A 19,614-nucleotide genomic window follows, 5' to 3' on the forward strand; every position below is an offset into this window, starting at 1 on the left:
CCGGCCCGATAGGGAAACGCCCAAGAATTGAATAGTACAACAGAAGATAATTATGATGGGAAAGAAGTTGAAAGCTGCCTTTTATGCAGTATTATTTGCCGCAAGTACCGCGGCTTTTGCACAGGATAAAGCCCTGGTAAATACTTCAAAAAGCCCTTATGCCAAGCTGGAAAGTGTGAACATGGGCGATGTACAATGGACGAACGGTTTTTGGGCCGAGCGTTTTAAAGCTTGCCGCGACAGCATGATCCCTAATATGTGGCGCATTTATGCCGACCCGAAGATGGGCCACGCGGTGCAGAATTTTGAGATCGCCGCTGGTTTGGATACAGGTTCGCATGTAGGTCCGCCGTTTCAGGATGGGGATTTTTATAAGCTGTTTGAAGCGGTAGCCAGTTTGTATGCGCAAACGCATGACAAGAAACTGGACGAACTGATGGATAAAACCATCGCGATAATAGGTAAGGCGCAGCGTGCGGATGGGTATATCCATACCCCGGCCGAGATAGAAGAGCGTATGCATCCGGGTGTGAAAGCATCGTTTCAGGACAGGCTGAACTTTGAGACCTATAACCTGGGCCATTTGATGACCGCTGCCTGCATACATTACCGGGCTACCGGAAAACGGACGTTTTTGGATATTGCCGTTAAGGCCACTGATTATTTATACCGTTTTTATAAAACGGCTTCGCCGGAGCTGGCGCGGAATGCTATATGCCCCTCGCACTATATGGGTGTGGTGGAAATGTACCGTACCACGCGCGACCCGAAATACCTGGAACTGGCTAAAAATCTGATCGACATTCGTGGTTTGATGAAGGAGGGTACCGACGATAACCAGGACAGGATACCTTTCCGCGAGCAGACCGTGGCTACCGGCCATGCGGTGCGCGCCAATTACCTTTATGCCGGCGCTGCCGATGTTTTTGCCGAAACTGGCGATACCAGCCTGACCCACGTGCTTAACCTGGTTTGGAACGATGTAACCCAGCATAAACTGTATATTACCGGTGGCTGCGGTGCTTTATACGATGGTGTTTCGCCCGACGGGACATCGTACCTGCTGAAAGATGTACAGCAGGTGCACCAGGCTTACGGCCGTGATTACCAGTTGCCCAATTTTACTGCGCATAACGAAACCTGCGCCGCTGTGGGCAACGTGCTTTGGAACTGGCGTATGCTGCAACTAACCGGCGATGCCAAATATGCCGATATCATGGAGCTGACACTGTACAATGGCATGCTTTCGGGCATTAGCCTTAATGGCACGAAGTTTTTGTATACCAACCCGCTGGCCGTTTCGGACGATCTGCCGTTTGCCCAGCGTTGGTCGAAAGACAGGGTGGGGTACATCGGCTACTCTAACTGCTGCCCGCCGAATGTGATCCGGACTATAGCTGAGGTGAGCAACTATGCTTATAATGTATCTGATAAAGGGCTTTGGGTTAATTTGTATGGTGGTAATAATCTATCCACCACTTTAAAAGATGGTTCGAAGATCAAACTAACACAGCAAACCGATTACCCGTGGAACGGCGCTGTGAGCATTACCTTGCAGGAAGTGCCCGCCAACACGTTTTCATTTTTTGTACGGATACCTGGATGGTGTAAAAATGCATCGCTCACGGTGAACGGCAAGCCGGCCTCGGTTATCTTGACACCGGGAACCTACGCCGAACTGAACCGCAAATGGCACGCAGGCGATAAAATTGAATTGCAACTGGCTATGCCGGTAACGATGGTTGAGGCTAACCCGCTGGTTGAGGAGGTACGCAACCAGATAGCTGTTAAACGTGGCCCTGTGGTTTATTGTATCGAATCGGCAGGGATACCGAAGGGCAAAAAAGTGTCGGGACTGGCGCTGTCGTCAAACATCGATCTAAAACCTCAAAATATCAAAATTGATAATGCCGACCTGGTAAGCCTAACGGGCAAAGCGACCATTATCGATAATACCAAATGGACTAATCAGCTTTACCGCGAGGTAAACAGCAAACCTTTGGGCACGGTTGATGTGCAATTAATTCCGTATTTTGCCTGGGGTAACCGCGGCCATGTGGAAATGGAGACCTGGATACCGTTTAGCAGGTAAAAATTGTTGGTATGAAACGCTTTTTTTTGATTGGAATAACGATGGTTTTGTTTTCACAGACGAAGAGCTTTGCGCAGACGGACAACTTAATGAAAGATGATAGCTTGAAGAGTTTTTGTCGCTACCTGATGAAAAATATACGTTATCCAGCCGTGGCTAAAGAAAATAATTTTCAAGGGAAAGAAATTATTAGTCTGACGCTAACTCAACAATCAATAACCAATATTAAAGTGGTAAGAAGTTTGCTTCCGCAGTGTGATACCGAGGTAGTAAGAAAGCTCGAAAATTATAATAATACCCTTCATCCGACTATTAAACTGATGCCAGGGAAATACACTTTGGTGATTCACTTCGAATTAGGTGATGATGAGAACTTAAATATTTCAGGTTTTCCTAATAAACTGATAGCGGGTAATATAATAGATATGGGCATAGTGGGCTATTCTGTGGTTAAACGACAATCGGTTAACTGATTGTTTATTTTGCTAACATCCTACAATACATTGAAAAATTTATACAGCAATGCAAAGCGGGTGTGAGATACATTTGCATTACAGATAATTAAAGTTTGTACAGGTTTTGGTTAGGACCTTGGCTCCGCCCGGAGCAGCTTTAAAAAAGAAACTTTAATTGGTTTATAATTGGCGTCCCGGCTGTGTTTCACAGCCGGGACTTTTTTTATTAAAGTTCAATAAGAATATAAAAAATTGTCATTTCGAAGGAACGAGGGGGGATGAAGGGCTGCGTGACTGAGAAATCTTCTGCTATTAGCAAATTTCATGAATTTCGCAAAAGATTTCTCCTCATTCCGGCACGCTTAACCCTCCCATATTCGTCGAAATGACATGGGGTATATTTACATCGGCATTATTTCAACAGGTTGATCACATCTTTGATCCTTTCAACCGGAGTTACTTTGAGCGATTGCACTTTGCCGTTTTTTAATACAGCTTCGATGGTAGTGTTGTAGGGCGCATGAAGTTTAAAATGTACAGCCCAATCTTTTGGCCAGGCCGGGAAGAGGTAGATCTTTCTGTTATCGGTCTGCAGCAGCATTTCCTGCAGGCCGATCATGCCCGAGCCGCCCCAGTTATGATCGGGCGCCCAATCGAAACCCGGACCCCAGAAGGCAGGGAAGCGGCGGCCGGAGTCTTTCATTTTTAAAATGGTCAGTTCGGCGGCTTCTTTGGTGAGGCCCATATCGGCAGCGAAGATGTTATCCTGTTTCCAACCAATAAAGCTTCTGAATTTAATGGCATCGGTATCATATTGCCAGGTGTTGATGGCGGTTTGCAGATCGGGTTTGCCGACACCGTACAGATGCCAGGGGAATACAGCATATAGTTCGGCAGGTTCGGTATTGTTGATGCGTTCCCATTTTTGAGCGGGGGCGATGGTTTTGTGCCCGTCGAACTCGCGGAAACTTATAGGCGGGATGCGGGTGAGCATTTGAGTCCAATGCTCTTTTTTTTCTTTGCTGAGATAATGATCCGGCAAAGCTAAAAGGCGTGTTAGTGTACCTTGTAGCGCAGCAATGGTAGTGGTTGAGTTATTGGTCACTTTATACGTTTCGGCGGCAGAACCGGGATAGAGTTTTAGTTTGCCGTTCTCATCCAATGGAGATTCTCCACGCTGTTTGGCGAGGTATTGGTAATGCTCATCGTAAAAAGTCAGGCAGCTTTCGATCAGGGGAATATAATGGCTAATGTCTTTGCCGGTATAGCGTTCCACATCCAACATCATCAAACAAAACTGGAAAACGGTATCCCACTCGTATTCGAGCCAGTTGTTGTACTCGACGCCCTTGTCAAAACCGGCCGGGCGTTTGGTGCCGTATTCGGCATAATTGGGCAGGCCGAAGTTTTCGATCTGTTCGGTAAAACTTGCACCTGCGTGGTTCCAGTACACACGGCTGCGCAGTTCGGCGTTGTGAAGGGATTTAAGATAGAAGTCGAATTGGGGTTTCATCATGTCCCAGTCGCCATTTTTAAGCATCGGGAAATAGACCAGGCGTTGGTTTTGGGCCGTCATCAAACCGCCGCCCCAGTTACGAAAATCGGGTGTGTAGGCATAATCTTTATTTACAAAAACAGGGTCGTAGGTAAACAGGCCGCCGTTAAATTTGGTAGGGGAGCTGCCGTAAGCATTGCAGCCCAGCATGTAGCGAAATAGCTGGTAATTACGCCCGGCTTGCCAAACGCTGTCGGCGGGGTTGGCGTCATCAGGATTGATGCAGATAAAACTTTTATCCCAATAGTGATGCCAATATGTAATGTTTGCCTCTTTTGTTTTATCATAAGGCACATGTGATAACGGGCCATGTTGTTTATGGAATAATGCAGTCTGCCAATCGCCAACTGTTTTTGCTTTTGCGATCAACAGGAAGGCATCGATGTGAAATTCCGTGCCGGGTTTACGACTTTGTATCTGCCATGAGCGGTAATCGGTGCCGTTGTAAATGCCATCGCTTGTTTTTTGTGCGACAACCATGTTGTCATCACCGCATAGTTCGCCACCCGAAATTAGCTCACTAAGCGGGTTATACATTCCGGCTTTTACCGACTGTATGCCTTGTTGCCTTACCGTGGCATCGAAAATGGTGGAATCGCGGTTGCGATGGTAGAACTGCACGCTATTTTTACCGTGATAACTAATGGTATCGGCATAGGTAACCGTATTGGGCGGCGCGCCGAATTTCCAGGAACTTTGGTTGTTTTCGCGGCCTTTCATTATACGGTCGCGATAGCGCCAACTTTCGTAAGCGGCTTTGGCCGATATTAGTTTAGCGCTTTTGATCTCGATGTGGACAGTAGGGTTAAATATGTCAACCCAAACCGTTATCTTGGTATTATTCGTGCCGGTTATTACGATGTTGCCATCACGCAAAACCAATTCTTGCTTAAAGGTTTTCCCCGCAAAGGGGTTTGGGAATAGCTTTACCCGAACACGGCCAAGCTTAAGCAGCGTGTTGTTTTCGTCGAAAGCACCGCTTTGGGCGAGATAGATGAGCAGGTCGCCGTTCTCGACCCAAACATTCAAACCGACATCGCCGCCGCCACAGGGCATGCTTTCGCCGGAGTTATGACTTTGGCTGTTCCAAACGATGTTGTATTTATCCAGCTCGCCGGTTTGCGCGCGTAGCGAGGATGCTTGTAAGCCAAGCAGTCCGAACAAAAGCCATCTGAGTTTTTTACTGCACATTATAATCCCAATCGTCGGTGCGGAATGAGGAAACAGGCAGGCCATCGGTACCGAACAGTTCGCCTACTACAAAATCGCGGAAAGCATAACGTACGGCAACGGGTTCTTTAACCTGGTCGGAGCTTACGTTTACCGAGCTGCCGCTGATGATGGCTTTGGCCGGGTAGAAATGTTTATCGGCGCCGGATACTTCGAAGGTGGTCAATTCTTTGAGGTAAGATGTCAGTCCGTTGACGCAATCTTTAAATTTAATGTTTGCTACGCTGCCTTTTACGGTCATTGATTCGTACGAGGGGCTAACGCCGCTAAAGCCTTTTACGCCGTAGGTTTTAACCAAAGCCAGGTAGGCAAGGCGGGTGCCGCCTTCTTCCTTATGAAAAGGGTGGATGGTGCCTTGCTGACCAATATCCATCAGTACGGCCATGCCGCTGTTGGGTATCTTGTCGGCTTCGACGCGCTGGGCATCGCGTAAAAAGGCCGAATTGTATTTGCCGCCTTTGTTGTAGGGAGGCAGTTGGGCATAATCGTAAGGTGCTATCTGGCAGTAGTAGAATGGAAAATCGCCGATGCCCCAAACGCTGCGCCATTTGGCTACCATGGTTTCGAGCAGCTTTTGATATTGGGCGGGTTCGGTATAGTTGGATTCGCCCTGGTACCATATGGCGCCTTTGATGCCGTAGCCATACACGGCGCTGATCATGGCATTGTATAGGGTGGTAGCTGTGCGGCTTTTATCCTTAATACTATCGGCTGGCGCGGGTACTTTAATTTCGGGGAAGGCTTTTAAAGTTTCCGGATCCATCCAGGCTTGGATGCTCGAACCACTGTAGCTGCAATTGATCAGGCCGACAGGCACATTGAGCATTTTGTTGATGAGCCTGCCAAAGTAATAGCCCGTAGCGCTGAAATTGGATACCGATTCGGGTGAGGCTTCCAGCCATTGGCTGGGTTTAATATCGGTTTGCAGTGTGGTTGTTGAGCCGCGGGGAACGGTGAATAAGTGGATGTTCTTGTTTGCCGAGGCAACAATAGCCTCGTTTGAGCCGATGATGGGCTGGCCTTTAAAACCTTTCATGGGCATTTCCATATTGGATTGGCCGGTGCAGATCCAGACTTCGCCGATGAGTACATCTTTTAAAACGACCGGTTTGCCATCGCTGATGGTGAGGGTAAACGGTCCGCCGTAAGCAGGCGTGTTGATTTTGATGATGAATTTGCCTGAAGCATCGGCCGTGCCGGTGTACGCTTTTTTATCCCAGGAGCCAACAATGCTGATCTTAGCGCCGGCCTTATCGCATCCCCAAACGGGTACGGTGGCTTTTTGCTGTAATACCATGCCATCGGTAAACAGATTGGCGGGTTTTACCTGCGCGTTGGCAGTAATAAAAAATGGGCATAAAACAGCACAAAGGCATAAGGGCAGGCGTAATGTTTTCATTATCGAAGGTTTATATATCAAATGTATACTATCTTTTTTAGATAGTTTGGATGATAGATTTAAATAAGATAAGATCGTACAATGAGTTGCTAATCTATTCCAATCAGCTGGCGTAATAACGCCTACCTTTACATCATCGAATAACTTATTTGATCACCAATTATTTTTTAGCCTGAAAACGATGAAAAAAGCCTGTGCCGTTTTAGCCTGCTGTTTTGTACTTACTGCAGTATGTAAAAGTACTTTTGCCCAAACGGCAACGCCGCCGGTTGATGAAAAAGCTGCACCTGCGAAATCGAAGTCTGACCCGGATGTGAAAGCCGCGCAGTGGGCGGCATCGCTTAACCTGAACGATGCCGCGAAGGAAGCGCGTGTAGCAGCGGTAATTACTGCGCATTTAACGGCAGTGCGCGATTGGCACAACAGCCACGATTATACTTTGGTACCCGAGGGCATGAACCCTATCACCGGCAAGGTGTTTAATAAACTGGAACGCCAGGTGATCATCAATTCAACCATCCCGAAATCGGTACATGAAAGCCTGATGGCCGGTTTGCGCAAAGACCTGACCGAGGCCCAGGTGGAACTGGTACTGGATAAATACACCATCGGTAAGGTAGCCTTTACCATGAATGGGTATAAATCCATCGTGCCGAATATGACCAAAGAAGATGAAGCGTTTATCTTAACTAATTTAAAATTGGCGCGTGAGCAGGCGATAGACTATAAGAATGTAGACCAGATATCGACCATCTTTAAAATTTATAAAACCAAAATAGAAGCTTACTTTACCGATAGTGGCCGCAACTGGCATGCCATGTATAAAGCTTATGCGGATGCGCAGAAAGCCAAAAAAGGTGCTGCACCAGCTGATCAATAAACCCGTAAATTCTGATATCTTATTATAATGAACAATACCAAATATTTTTTAGCCGTTGCCGCCCTGGTAGCAGGCACACTCAGCTTTAACAAAGCAGAAGCACAATACCCGCGCATACCGCCGAAAGTGCAGGCAGTAGCCGATTCGGCTTTGAAGGAAGCGCAAAAACGCTCGGACGAGGCCTGGGCAAAAGCGTTGCCGATCATCGAGAAAGAAGAAAAAGAGGGCAGGCCTTATGTACCCTGGGCGGCAAAGCCCGAAGACCTGCCTCATGCAAAGATCCCGGCATTTCCGGGTGCTGAAGGTGGTGGTATGTATACGGCAGGTGGCCGTGGCGGGCGCGTGATCGTGGTGACTAATCTGAACGATCATGGGCCGGGCAGTTTCCGTGCTGCATGTGAAGAGGGCGGTGCACGTGTGATCGTATTTAACGTTGCAGGGATTATTCACCTCACTGATCCGGTGAGTATCCGTGCACCTTATGTTACGATTGAAGGGCAGACCGCGCCGGGCGATGGTATCTGTATCGCAGGGGAATCGGTTTGGATAGATACGCACGATGTGATCGTTCGTTTTATGCGTTTCCGCAGAGGTGAAACCAATGTTGCCCGCAGGGACGACGCTTTTGGCGGTAACCCGATCGGTAATATCATGATCGACCATGTATCGGCAAGCTGGGGATTGGATGAAACGATGTCGATGTACCGCCATGTGTACGACCGTAAAAATGACGGCAAAGGCTTGAAATTGCCGACTGTGAACATCACTATCCAAAACTCGATCTCGGCCGAATCGCTGGATACGTATAACCACGCGTTTGGCAGCACCATTGGCGGGCACAACAGCATGTTTACCCGTAACCTGTGGGCAAATTGCATCAGCCGTAACCCGTCGGTAGGTATGGATGGTGATTTTAACTTTGTGGATAATGTGATTTTTAACTGGTGGAACCGCAGCGCAGACGGTGGCGACAATAAATCGTTATTTAATTTCATTAACAACTATTATAAACCAGGGCCGATAACCCCGCTGGATAAACCGATCGGTCATAGGATACTGAAACCGGAATCGGGCCGCTCGCCGCAGGAAAAAGGTTTGTTCGGCCGGGTTTATGCCGATGGCAACATTATCGACGGTAACGAGAAGGTAACCAAAAACAACTGGGATGGCGGTATACAGATTGCCGAGATGCCGGATGCCGGAAGATATACTGACAGCATCAAATCGACCACGCCGTTCCCGATGCCGAAAGTGACCATTATCCCTGCGCAGGAAGCTTACAATTATGTATTGGAAAATGTGGGTGCTTTTTTACCCAAACGCGACCCGGTTGATACCCGCATCATTGGTGTAGTGAAAACCGGTAAGATAGTTTATGTGGATAATACCGCGAGCAGCAAAGGCAGCGAGTATTTGAAACACCGCCTGGGCGATGAATCGTATAAACAAGGGATCATTACCGATATTAAGCAGGTTGGCGGTTACCCGGAGTATAAAGGTACGCCTTATAAAGACAGCGATGGCGACGGTATGCCCGATGAGTATGAGATTAAACACGGTTTAAACCCGCATGATGCCAAGGATGCTTATGCTTTCCCTAAAAACGGTGGTGGTTATACCAATATCGAGATTTACCTGAACAGCATTGTGCCGATAAGCAAAGTGGTGCCGGGAGCGAAATGATAACTTAACTTAGCTAATAAAGAATCCAGTCCTGATACTTTGGGGCTGGATTTGATTTATAAAAAGGTTTATTGATGGGTTGGGTAGTGATTTTCTAAAAGTATAACTTATTAAAGGACAGTGTTTAAAAGTGTGGGATAAGTGCGATTCCCTCCTTGGGGAGGGTGTAGGGAGGGGTTTTAGCGTAGAGCATAACGGAGAAACCCCTCCCTGCCACATCACTACCCAGCTCACCCCTCCCCAGGGAGGGAATTAAAAAGACCCGTGAATATGATACCCCACCTCAAGAGGGGAATTGAAAATTAATAATAAGACCAGAGTGGAAAGAATAACTGCTAAATATTATATCGAAACGCCTTACCCGGTTGAGGAGGCGGCACAGGTATTGGCGGGCGAGCAATCGTCGGGGACGTTTGTGGCTGTGCCGGGCGAGACGGAAGAGCTGAAGCAGCGCTTTGCTGCGAGGGTAGAGCGAATAGAAGAACTGGAAACCGTGAACCAGCCGGCGATACCCGGCGCTACATCTAAGGATGGATTATATCGTCGTGCAAATGTGGAGGTATCCTGGTCGGTAGAGAATTTTGGTTATAACCTGCCGGTGCTGGTGTCGACTTTACAGGGTAATTTGTACGAGATTACCCAATTTACCGGCTTGAAGCTGATGGATATTGAATTACCGGCATCGTACCGTGAACATTTTAAAGGGACACGTTTCGGTATTGAAGGCTGTAGGAAAAGTACAGGAGTTGAAGGTCGGCCGCTGATAGGTACCATTATTAAGCCGAGCATCGGGATGACGCCGCAGGATACGGCAGCATTGGTGAAAACCTTAGCCGAGGCAGGGATAGATTTTGTGAAGGATGATGAGCTGATGTCGAGCGCGGCGAACTCGAAATTTGAGGACAGGGTGGACGCGATCATGGCGGTGATCAATGTCCATGCCGATAAAACCGGGAAGAAGGTGATGTACGCTTTTAACCTGAGTGATGAGGTGGACAGTATGCTGCGCCGGTATGAGTATATCATTAAAGCCGGCGGCACCTGTGCGATGGTGAGCATCAACAGCGTTGGCTTGAGCGGGGTGAAGAAAATATGCGACCAGGGTGAGCTGGTGATACACGGGCACCGTAACGGCTGGGGAATGCTGAACAGGCACCCATTGCTGGGAATTGAATTTCCGGCGTATCAAAAAATATGGCGTTTGGCGGGGGTTGACCAGATGCATGTTAACGGTATTCAGAATAAATTTTGGGAGAGCGATGATTCGGTAGTGCGATCGATAGAAGCGTGTTTGAAACCTTTGTTCGGGCATACGGTATTGCCGGTGGTGTCGTCAGGCCAGTGGGGCGGGCAGGCTTTCGAAACCTGGCATCGTACCCAAACTACCGACCTGCTTTATATGGCAGGCGGCGGCATTATGGCGCATCCCGACGGGCCGGGCGGGGGGGTAAGGGCCTTGCAGCAAGCCTGGGAAGGCGCGGTTAAGGGCATGTCGCTCGAACAGGCCGCCGCTTATTACCCGGAGTTTGGTAAATCAGTTGAAAAATTTGGTAAGGTCTGATGGAGAATAAACCTCAATTTTTACTGGCTTATTATGGCGACGATTTTACCGGGTCGACAGACGCGCTGGAGTTTTTAAACCGGGCCGGGGTTAAAACCTTGCTCTTTATTGAACCGCCAACCCAGCAACAGATAGAAAACTATCCGGGTTTGCAGGCCATAGGCATTGCAGGTATGACGCGTGCTATGCCGCCGGCTGAAATGGAAAAAATATTAAAACCTGCGTTCAAAAGCTTAAAGGCACTTGGCGCAGTGCATGTACATTATAAAGTTTGCTCTACGTTCGATTCTTCACCACAAATTGGCAGCATAGGTAAAGCTGCGGATGTGGGCGCTGAAGCATTTGGAGCGCCATTTATCCCGGTTTTAGTGGCCGCACCTGCACTGGGCCGGTATTGTACTTTCGGTAATTTGTTTGCCCGTATGGGGATTGGGAGTACCGGTGATATCTTCCGGCTTGACCGGCACCCGAGCATGAGCAAGCACCCGGTTACACCTGCCGATGAGAGCGATCTGCGCCTGCACCTGGCTAAGCAAACGGATAAAATCATCGGGTTGGTTGATGTTCTGGATATCACACAAGGTATCGAATCCGCGAAAGCGAAATTGCAGAATGAACTCAACAACGGTAAAGAGATTGTGTTTTTTGATGCTTTGGAAGAGACACATCTGCCGGTTATTGCGCAAGTAACAGATGCTTACGCAACAAGCGATAAACCTTTATTTTCGATAGGTTCGTCGGGCATAGAAATGGCTTTGGGTGCTCTTTGGGAACAGCAAGGCATTGCGCAACCAAAAACAGAATGGCCTTCGCCGGGAAAGGCAAAAACCATGCTGGTGGTATCGGGGAGCTGTTCGCCGGTAACGGCTAAGCAAATTGAATACGCTGCAGAACACGATTTTGCCGAAGTCGAACTGGATACGGTAGCTATGGCTAATTCTGCTGATCTGAAAAGTTCGGTAGCGGTGTACGTTCAACTAATTGCCGAACTGATGCAGCGCGGGATACCGGTAATTATACATACCAGTTTAGGAACGGATGATGTGCGCTTTGCCAAAACATACGAGCATTTTGCAAAACAAGGCTTAACGCAAAACGATATCAAAGCTAAAACTGCGCAATTATACGGTACTGCTTTAGGCTTGACTGTTTTAGGAGTGGCTGAAAAAAACGCCTTGCAGCGCGTGATTATCGCCGGGGGCGATACATCGGGCTATGTTGCCCGTGCTATGGGTATAGAAGCAGTAGAAATGATAGCGCCTTTAACGCCGGGCGCACCTTTATGCAAAGCCTACGGACAAGGCGCTGTTAACGGCCTGGAAGTGGTTTTTAAAGGCGGGCAAGTTGGGGCCGAAACTTATTTTGATCAGGTATTACAAGGAAAGATATGAAACCAAAAACATTAGGATTGATCCATACATCGGCTACGCTGATACCGGTTTTCCAGGAGTTATGCAAGCAGCATTTGCCGGGAGTTGCTACGTTTAATATTGTTGATGACAGTATTGTACGTAACATCCGAGAGCGTGGAGAGGTTACGCCCGAAATATTTAAACGGGTAGAAGATTACGTGCTCTCGGCGCAGGACGCTGGGGCTGATTATATTTTGGTTACCTGCTCATCCATAGGTGCGCCAATTGAGGCGGCGGCCAAGAAGGCCAATGTACCTGTGCTGCGGGTTGACCAGCCGATGGCCGATATGGCGGTGCAAACCGGGAAACGCATCGGCGTTATCGCCACTTTGCAAACCACCTTGCAACCAACCAGCGAACTGGTGAAACGCAGCGCTGCGGCTGCCGGTAAAGAAATTGAATTGGAGGCAATAGTGGTTGATGGCGCTTTTGAGGCGTTGATGGGTGGCGATGCAGCTAAGCACGATCTGTTGGTGGGAAATGCTTTACGCGAACTATCGAAAAAAGTGGATGTGGTCCTGCTGGCACAGGCTTCGATGGCGCGGGTGGTTGATACACTGGATGCTGCCGATAAAATTGTACCGATAGTTGCCAGTCCGCCAAATGCCATAAAATATATTGCTTCGGTGTTGAAATGAAAGCGCTGCAACGGTTCTGTTTGGGTGTAAGCGCGCTGGCACTGGTAGCTTTGCTTGCCGGTTTGTTGATGGCGAATGATGCCATCCGGTTGCCTGCTGTGGTTTGTATGGCCCTAAGCCTGGCGATAGGTATTGGCGCGATACCTGCATTGGCCAGTTACCAATATACCGCCTGGATCATCGTTGCGGTGGTTGTGGCTTTGGCTTACCCCAATGCGTTTTTAAAATGGGGGAGCATCGACCTGCGCAATAGATGGCTTATCCTTGTTATTGTGCAGATGGTAATGTTCGGGATGGGGATACAGATGAGCCTGCACGATTTTTCGGGATTGGCTAATACGGGTAAAGGTGTTTTGATCGGTTTGCTTTGCCATTTTTCGGTGATGCCGCTGATGGGTTTTATGTTGACGCGAATATTCCATTTTGAAGCTGAGATTGCGGCGGGTATTATTTTGATCGGTTCGTGCTCGAGCGGCTTGGCCTCGAATGTGATGGTGTACCTGGCGCGTGCCAACCTGGTGCTATCGGTAACCGTAACGGCCATGGCAACCTTAGCCGCGCCTTTTTTAACGCCCCTGTTGATGCGTTTACTTGCGGGGACACTGATCGAGGTGAAATTTGTGAATATGATGATGGAGATCATCAAGATCGTGATCGTACCGATTGGCGCGGCATTATTGCATGATTATTTAAAAAGAGCGGACGTTAAATCTAAACGCAATGTTAACCTTATCGCATTGCTTTGTACGTTTTTGCTAATTGCCCAGGTATTGGGTGTTTGGAGTTGGATGACGGGCCAGCTACCTGATACTGCCATGCAATCGGTACAATTATTCAATTTTTTCACCGGGGCTTTTATCGTCGGTACGGTTTATCATCAATTATATATTCAAAACAAGAACATCGATAAGCGTATCCCATATCTGTCGATGTTCGGGATAGTTTACTTTACTACAGTTACCACCGCTGCCGGGCGCGATAATCTGCTTCATGTGGGCTTTTTGCTGTTTATCGCATCGGTCATTCATAACGGTGCGGGGTACTTTTTCGGTTATTGGCTGAGCCGGATATTCGGGTTGGATAAAAACTCCGCACGGACTGTTGCCTTTGAGGTCGGCCTGCAAAACGGCGGCATGGCATCGGGTTTAGCAGGCAGCATGGGTAAACTGGCTACGGTGGGTTTGGCACCGGCGGTGTTTAGTCCGTGGATGAATATTTCGGGGTCGATACTGGCTAATTACTGGCGGAAAAGGCCGCAGGAAGGTACGGCAGTTGATAGCGGTGAGGAAACCGACATCGGGTGAATTGCTTGATTATATACGTTAAAATGCGTATATTGTAGGATTGAGCAGGAAGCAGGAAGCTGAAATGTTGCAAGAATCTCTTACAATTCCCCCCCCCTGGTTAACGATTGAAGGATTGATTTTTGAATGATTGAATAATTGCCCAGTCGAAATATTTCCTACAATTTCCCCCCTGGTTTTAATGGGTCTTGAGTTGGGAAGAAATGACTCAGGGCTTCGGGCTCAAGGCTCCGGACTAAAAATGCGTTAGGGATAGCAACGCCTGCCTGCCGGCAGGCAGGGATACCGGCCTTGTGGCTAATGCCTGCAGCCGTATGAGTGCCCGCCTGCCGGACGGGCAGGAATAGCCCGGCCGCAGGCAACGCCCTGATTAAAAGTCAAAAGTCAAAAGTTAAAATTAAAAATTCAAAAATGACTTGCAAGCGGGTTTGTCCTGAGAGGTGCTGAAACAATCCCCATGGCTATCGGGACAGCTTGACTTCTTTTTTTGAAATACCCATAAATACCCATGTGTGTTGAAAGTATCAAGTAGTAAGACAAGAGAAAAATCAAATACTTGATACTTGCGACTTGATTTGATACTAAACTCAAAATACCGACAAACACCACCCTGCTTTTTAATGATCAACGACTTAATGATTCAATGATCGATGAAAATTCAGCGATAATGCACTATGATTGCATATATGGGCATATTATTAGCCAAATTAGCTTAGTTAACCCATAAACAACTTCGCTAAAATTGCGTAATGAAGAAAGTTGTTCTGCTGCTGTTGCTGTTACCTTTCGCAACATCGGCTTATTGCCAGCCGGCCAGCCTTAAACCTGTTTATGATCACTGCCGTGAGTTGCTGCTGTCGGATACGCCTTATGCTACCGAGCAAAGCTATTTGCTGACCGATGAGGTAAAATACACTACAGACGGTGCCGGATATTTTAAGTCGCTGACCCCGGAGGGGAACTGGAAGGATATTGACTATGCTTCGAAGCAGCCGGCGGCATGGATGCCGGCCAACCACCTGTACAGGGTGCTGATGATTGCACGTGCTTATCATAAAAACCATGACGCGACCTATTTGGAAGCAATACACCGGGCGGCCCGTTTCTGGATAAAAAACGATATACAATGCACCAACTGGTGGCAGAATCAGATCAATACGCCGTTTACGTTTTCGAGCCTGATGATCATGCTGGATAAAGATGCCAGCGCCGATGAACTGGCTTACCTGAACGATGTGCTGGCCAAACGTGTGCCGTTGAAAAACCCGACAGGGCAAAATCTGATATGGCAACTGGATAACCAGGCACGGCTGGCGCTGATACACCAGGATATGACAGCTTTTGGCGAAAGCATGAAAGCGATGCAGCAAGTGATCAGCGTTTCGGCAAAGGAAGGTATACAGCCCGACTATTCATTTCAACAGCATGGCGTGATGTTGCAGTTCGGTAATTACGGGCTGCACTTTGTGAACAGCCTGCTTTTCTGGATGACCATTACCGCGAATACACCGATGGCTTTCGCACCCGAAAAACAACAGATGCTGTTTGATTATTGCAGCAAAGGTTTGCGTTGGACGGTATTTAAACGCGGCATGGATCTGACGGCTCTTGGGCGGCAGTTCAGGGATGATTGTGATACCAAGCGAGGAGAGTGTTTACAGGTTGATTTTAATTTGCTGAAGTCTTTCGATAAGGCCGACCCTTGTAAATATGCCATGGATGGCTTTGATCATTCGAAAGCATGCGAGTTGAACGGTAACCAGAGCTTTTGGCGCAGTGCCTATATGGTGCAACTGGCGAAAGATCAATATATGATGAGTGTAAAAATGCATGGCGCGGGAGTGAAGAGGCTCGAATCGATAAACGGGGACAACCTGCGCGGCTCGTTTTTGAATGACGGCGCAACATTGATACAACATAGCGGTAAGGAGTACCACAACATCGAACCGATATGGAACTGGCGGATGCTGCCAGGAGTCACCTGCGATACGACCGTAGATCCAGTGGCTAAAGAAACGTGGTCGACTATAAATACATCTGGTTTTGTTGGACAGGTAAGCGATGGTAAGAGCGGTGTTAGCGCCATGGCTTATAATCGCCTGGGTGTAAAAGCTAACAAAAGCTACTTTTTTGTGGATGGGATGATGGTGGCCCTGGGTGCAGGCATCAGTTCGGCCGACCAGGCTAATGTGGTGACTACGGTAAACCAGGTGAATGCAAACGGTCTAAAAAACACCTATACGCAAAAGCCTAATAATATGCAGGAGTTGATCTGGCACGATGGCACGGCCTATCTTTTCCCCGAAAGGAACACGCCCGTTAAGATGACCATACATAACGTGCATGGCAACTGGGGCGATGTGGATAAGGGCTCGGGCAATGTGCCGGTTGACGGTCGGATATTATCAATCTGGATTGAACACAAACAGAGCGATCATTATTTCTACGTCGTTAAACCAGATATAAGCCTTGCGGACACGAGGAAATTACTTGCTAATTTACAGGTAACCGTACTGGCCAATACCCCTCAGCAACAAGCCATCAAAGTAAATAAACAGATAATGGCTGTATTTTACGAGGCCGGAGGCCTGAATTTAGGCAACAATACACTACTGAAAGCAAGTGCGCCTTGTATAATGATGCTTGGCCGGGATAATAACATCTGGATATCCGACCCGACGCAGAAGCTGCAAAGTATCGATCTTGCACTTAGTAAACAGACCATTCATGTAACTTTACCTACAGGGGATATGGCCGGATCGCCTGCCAGGGTTGCGTTAATGCTACAGAAGTAACCTAAGCTTAATCTGTAAGTTAAACACTATTACTTGTTTTGTATAAAGGTAAAACATCGGACAATGTTTTTTTGTTAAAAGATGACAAATGTCATTAATTGCAATATTTTAAACCTTTGGTTTATTATATAAATTAACTGATATTTTTTATAGCCTGTTGGCTCATTAACCAGGTTTACCTAAAACAATAAAACAATATGTCGAAACGATTGCTGATCATCGATAACGATGCCGAAGTGCTGAATGTAATGCAGGAAGCATTGGTATACGAGGGTTTTGAGGTTAAGATTTTGGGAAATACATATAACATCTTTGACGTTATTGCCGGGTACAAACCCAACCTGATCATGATCGATTATATTTTGGACGGTGTAAACGGAGGGGAGACCTGCCACGAGATCAAGGTACATCCTGAAACGGCTCACATCCCCGTCGTTATCGTATCGGCTTATTCGAAAGTTATCCTGTCGCTGGGCAGTTACCGTTCGGATGCATTCCTGGCAAAACCTTTCGGACTCGACGAAATGGTGAAACTGGTAAACGAATTGTTAGATGCTGCAGAGATGCAGCCCTACTAACCCGAACAGATCATTGATCAGGGATTCTCGGCTTCGTAAATAATGATCTCCCGGCCTATGGTATTGATCTCTTCATCGGCGCCAAACAAAGGCAAATCGGTTTCTGGGTCGAGCTTCAGCCACTGCTCTTCGGTATCTTTTTGTATGGTTACGTATTCTTCGCCTTCTTTAAAAATAGTGTAGGTGTCATTTCCTTCCGGGAAAACAGAGTAGGTAACAGGGCCTATCTCTATGTCGAATGGTTCTTGCATTTTTTTAGTTCATTAGTCGATTTGCCATTGGTTTATTGGTCTTTTCGAGATGAGGAATTCAAAATAAATTCGAAATTGAACATCCGAAATCCGAAATCAAGCTATCCGTGTTTCTTCTTTTTGTTCATTTTCGCCTTAGTGCTGGCGCTGTAGTTAAAATCCTTTTTATTGCTTTCCTTTTTCTCATGAAAAGCGGCTCCGCGCCCGGGTTCTTCAACTTTTTTATGATTAGCCTGTTTTTTTACCGGCTCGTCTTTATGTTCTTTAGCGATAGGCAGATCGGGCGGAAGCTCAAGAAGTTCCATTTTGCGGCCAGTGGCATTTTCGATCTTTCTTACCTGTGTGAGCTCGATATCGGTGCTGAAGTTGATGTAGAGCCGGTCGCTTACCGTAGCAGGCTGTATAATGCGTTGGATAAAGATTTCCTTTTCTGCAGGCAGTTCAAAATGGATCAGGGTATCTATCCTGAACATATCCAGGTCGCCTTGCTGCTCATCGGCAATAATGAGTGTCTTGATCTGATCCTGGTCCTTAAAATCCTCGATATGCTGAAAGCCCCTGGTCTCAAAAAATATTGGGTTCAGTACAGCCGTTTTTGCTTTGACAGATTGAAACAGGTTGTTGAATACCTTTTCGGCCGTGAGGCGTGTGTTCACAAAAACTACGGTTTTTTCTTCAGGCCCGGCATCGCGCAAAAGCATGCTGAGCAGGTTTTGTTTGGTGCGAAAATTAGGCAAGTGATACAGCAGCTGCGGATAAACTTCGATACTTTCTTCGGCATCGCCTTCAACCTCTACAATGGCAGCCTGCTGTGTAAAAGGCTCGATCATGTGCTCCAATTTGCCGTGCATTACTTCGGTAAACACCAGTCGCTGGCATTTGATAATGCTGTTGGCCAACTCATTCACAGGTAACTGCAGCCCTTGTTTTACGATCAGGTCGGCATCGTCCACGATGAACATCATGATCTTGTTGAGATTCAATCCGAGTTTCAGATAGATGGCCCGCGCCCTGTCGGGGGTGGCGATCACAATATCTGCGCCATCGGCCAAAGCGTTCATTTGCGCCTCAGTGCCGGGTGTATTGTAAAGCTGAACGATGCGGATGGTGTCGTTTTTATTCAACAGCTCAAATTGTGCGGCTATAGCCTCTGCATGTTCTTTATCGGGAGCTAAAATCAGCGCGCGCGGGGCTTCTTCAAAGCCATATTTTAAACGCGCCAATACGCCCAAAACATAGGTAGTAGTTTTGCCGCAGCCTTCGGGGCCAATGGCTATTACATCCTGTCCGCCCACAATGCGCGATAAAGTTTTAGCCTGTATCTCTTTCGGACTTAGAAAGCCGGCATCGGTAACCGAACGCTGCAGTTGTTTGGTCAATTTTAATTTTTCGGGCCACATTGCCGCAAAGTTACGGTTTTAACAGGTGCTTGCCCAGGCCATGTTAATAATTAGTTAAGCAGGGCATATAATAAAACAACTAATTTTGCATCTTACACAATTTATAGCCTTATGAGTAACAACGATATAATGAAAAAGCTGCGCGTGGCGCTTTCGCTGCGCGACGATGATATTATTGAAATATTGGCGCTTGCCAATTTCAAGACCACCAAAACAGAGCTAAGCGCCATTTTTAGGAACGAAGATCACCCGAACTTTAAGCCTTGCGGCGACCAGATACTGCGCAATTTTTTAAACGGGCTGGTAATTTACAAACGCGGCCCCAAACCTCAGTAATGTTTGATGCGTATGTATAGTAATTGTTAGCTAAATAGTATATTT

At 47.4% G+C, this 19,614-nt stretch carries 15 protein-coding genes; 11 read left to right on the forward strand and 4 right to left on the reverse strand.

The window, feature by feature from the left end; genetic code table 11:
* Positions 1 to 52 precede the first annotated feature (52 nt).
* Positions 53 to 2,092, forward strand: coding sequence for a glycoside hydrolase family 127 protein (locus tag BEL04_RS01750; RefSeq protein WP_254659509.1), 2,040 nt, complete (start codon positions 53 to 55; stop codon positions 2,090 to 2,092).
* Positions 2,093 to 2,103: 11 nt separating this feature from the next.
* Positions 2,104 to 2,565 carry a hypothetical protein gene (locus tag BEL04_RS01755; protein ID WP_065999532.1) on the forward strand — a complete coding sequence of 154 codons (462 nt, stop codon included), beginning with the start codon at positions 2,104 to 2,106 and terminating at the stop codon, positions 2,563 to 2,565.
* Positions 2,566 to 2,959: 394 nt separating this feature from the next.
* On the opposite strand, the gene BEL04_RS01760 is transcribed toward BEL04_RS01755, so the two are convergent.
* Both BEL04_RS01760 and BEL04_RS01765 read right to left on the reverse strand, forming a co-directional pair.
* Positions 2,960 to 5,266, reverse strand: a complete 2,307-nt coding sequence (locus tag BEL04_RS01760) for a DUF5703 domain-containing protein (protein ID WP_254659510.1) — start codon at positions 5,264 to 5,266, stop codon at positions 2,960 to 2,962.
* 16 nt (positions 5,267 to 5,282) lie between these two features.
* Positions 5,283 to 6,731, reverse strand: coding sequence for a sialate O-acetylesterase (locus BEL04_RS01765; protein ID WP_065999536.1), 1,449 nt, complete (start codon positions 6,729 to 6,731; stop codon positions 5,283 to 5,285).
* Between the two features lie 181 nt (positions 6,732 to 6,912).
* Here BEL04_RS01765 and BEL04_RS01770 point away from each other — a divergent pair, with 181 nt between their 5' ends.
* The 8 genes from BEL04_RS01770 to BEL04_RS01810 all read left to right on the forward strand — a co-directional run bounded on the left by BEL04_RS01770 (position 6,913) and on the right by BEL04_RS01810 (position 17,582).
* Entirely contained in the window at positions 6,913 to 7,611 is a 699-nt protein-coding gene (locus BEL04_RS01770) for a DUF3826 domain-containing protein (RefSeq protein ID WP_065999538.1), read from the forward strand.
* Positions 7,612 to 7,638: 27 nt separating this feature from the next.
* Entirely contained in the window at positions 7,639 to 9,294 is a 1,656-nt protein-coding gene (locus BEL04_RS01775; protein WP_065999545.1) for a polysaccharide lyase, read from the forward strand.
* A gap of 319 nt (positions 9,295 to 9,613) precedes the next feature.
* Positions 9,614 to 10,855, forward strand: a complete 1,242-nt coding sequence (locus tag BEL04_RS01780; RefSeq protein ID WP_065999547.1) for a ribulose-bisphosphate carboxylase large subunit family protein — start codon at positions 9,614 to 9,616, stop codon at positions 10,853 to 10,855.
* The gene (locus BEL04_RS01785; protein ID WP_065999548.1) at positions 10,855 to 12,246 is read left to right on the forward strand and encodes a four-carbon acid sugar kinase family protein; all 1,392 of its coding nucleotides are present in this window, start codon (positions 10,855 to 10,857) and stop codon (positions 12,244 to 12,246) included. The genes BEL04_RS01780 and BEL04_RS01785 overlap by 1 nt, the downstream gene beginning before the upstream one ends.
* Positions 12,243 to 12,905 carry an aspartate/glutamate racemase family protein gene (locus tag BEL04_RS01790; RefSeq protein ID WP_065999549.1) on the forward strand — a complete coding sequence of 221 codons (663 nt, stop codon included), beginning with the start codon at positions 12,243 to 12,245 and terminating at the stop codon, positions 12,903 to 12,905. The genes BEL04_RS01785 and BEL04_RS01790 overlap by 4 nt, the downstream gene beginning before the upstream one ends.
* Positions 12,902 to 14,209: a bile acid:sodium symporter family protein gene (locus tag BEL04_RS01795; protein ID WP_065999556.1), complete on the forward strand. Its 1,308-nt coding sequence runs from the start codon at positions 12,902 to 12,904 to the stop codon at positions 14,207 to 14,209. The genes BEL04_RS01790 and BEL04_RS01795 overlap by 4 nt, the downstream gene beginning before the upstream one ends.
* A gap of 749 nt (positions 14,210 to 14,958) precedes the next feature.
* The gene (locus BEL04_RS01805; protein ID WP_065999559.1) at positions 14,959 to 17,004 is read left to right on the forward strand and encodes a polysaccharide lyase family 8 super-sandwich domain-containing protein; all 2,046 of its coding nucleotides are present in this window, start codon (positions 14,959 to 14,961) and stop codon (positions 17,002 to 17,004) included.
* A 197-nt stretch (positions 17,005 to 17,201) separates the two neighbouring features.
* Positions 17,202 to 17,582 carry a response regulator gene (locus BEL04_RS01810; protein ID WP_065999561.1) on the forward strand — a complete coding sequence of 127 codons (381 nt, stop codon included), beginning with the start codon at positions 17,202 to 17,204 and terminating at the stop codon, positions 17,580 to 17,582.
* A gap of 17 nt (positions 17,583 to 17,599) precedes the next feature.
* Here the strand turns inward: BEL04_RS01810 and BEL04_RS01815 are convergent, their stop codons facing one another.
* Together BEL04_RS01815 and BEL04_RS01820 are read right to left on the reverse strand one after the other, a co-directional pair.
* Entirely contained in the window at positions 17,600 to 17,833 is a 234-nt protein-coding gene (locus BEL04_RS01815; RefSeq protein ID WP_065999563.1) for a hypothetical protein, read from the reverse strand.
* Positions 17,834 to 17,934: 101 nt separating this feature from the next.
* A complete protein-coding gene (locus BEL04_RS01820; RefSeq protein ID WP_065999565.1) occupies positions 17,935 to 19,233 on the reverse strand; it encodes a DEAD/DEAH box helicase in 1,299 nt (432 codons plus the stop codon).
* A 111-nt stretch (positions 19,234 to 19,344) separates the two neighbouring features.
* Here BEL04_RS01820 and BEL04_RS01825 point away from each other — a divergent pair, with 111 nt between their 5' ends.
* Complete coding sequence (locus BEL04_RS01825; RefSeq protein ID WP_065999568.1) at positions 19,345 to 19,569, forward strand: DUF1456 family protein; 225 nt, start codon at positions 19,345 to 19,347, stop codon at positions 19,567 to 19,569.
* Positions 19,570 to 19,614: the final 45 nt, after the last annotated feature.

It is taken from the genome of Mucilaginibacter sp. PPCGB 2223 (assembly GCF_001705515.1).
In the GTDB taxonomy this organism is placed as follows: domain Bacteria; phylum Bacteroidota; class Bacteroidia; order Sphingobacteriales; family Sphingobacteriaceae; genus Mucilaginibacter.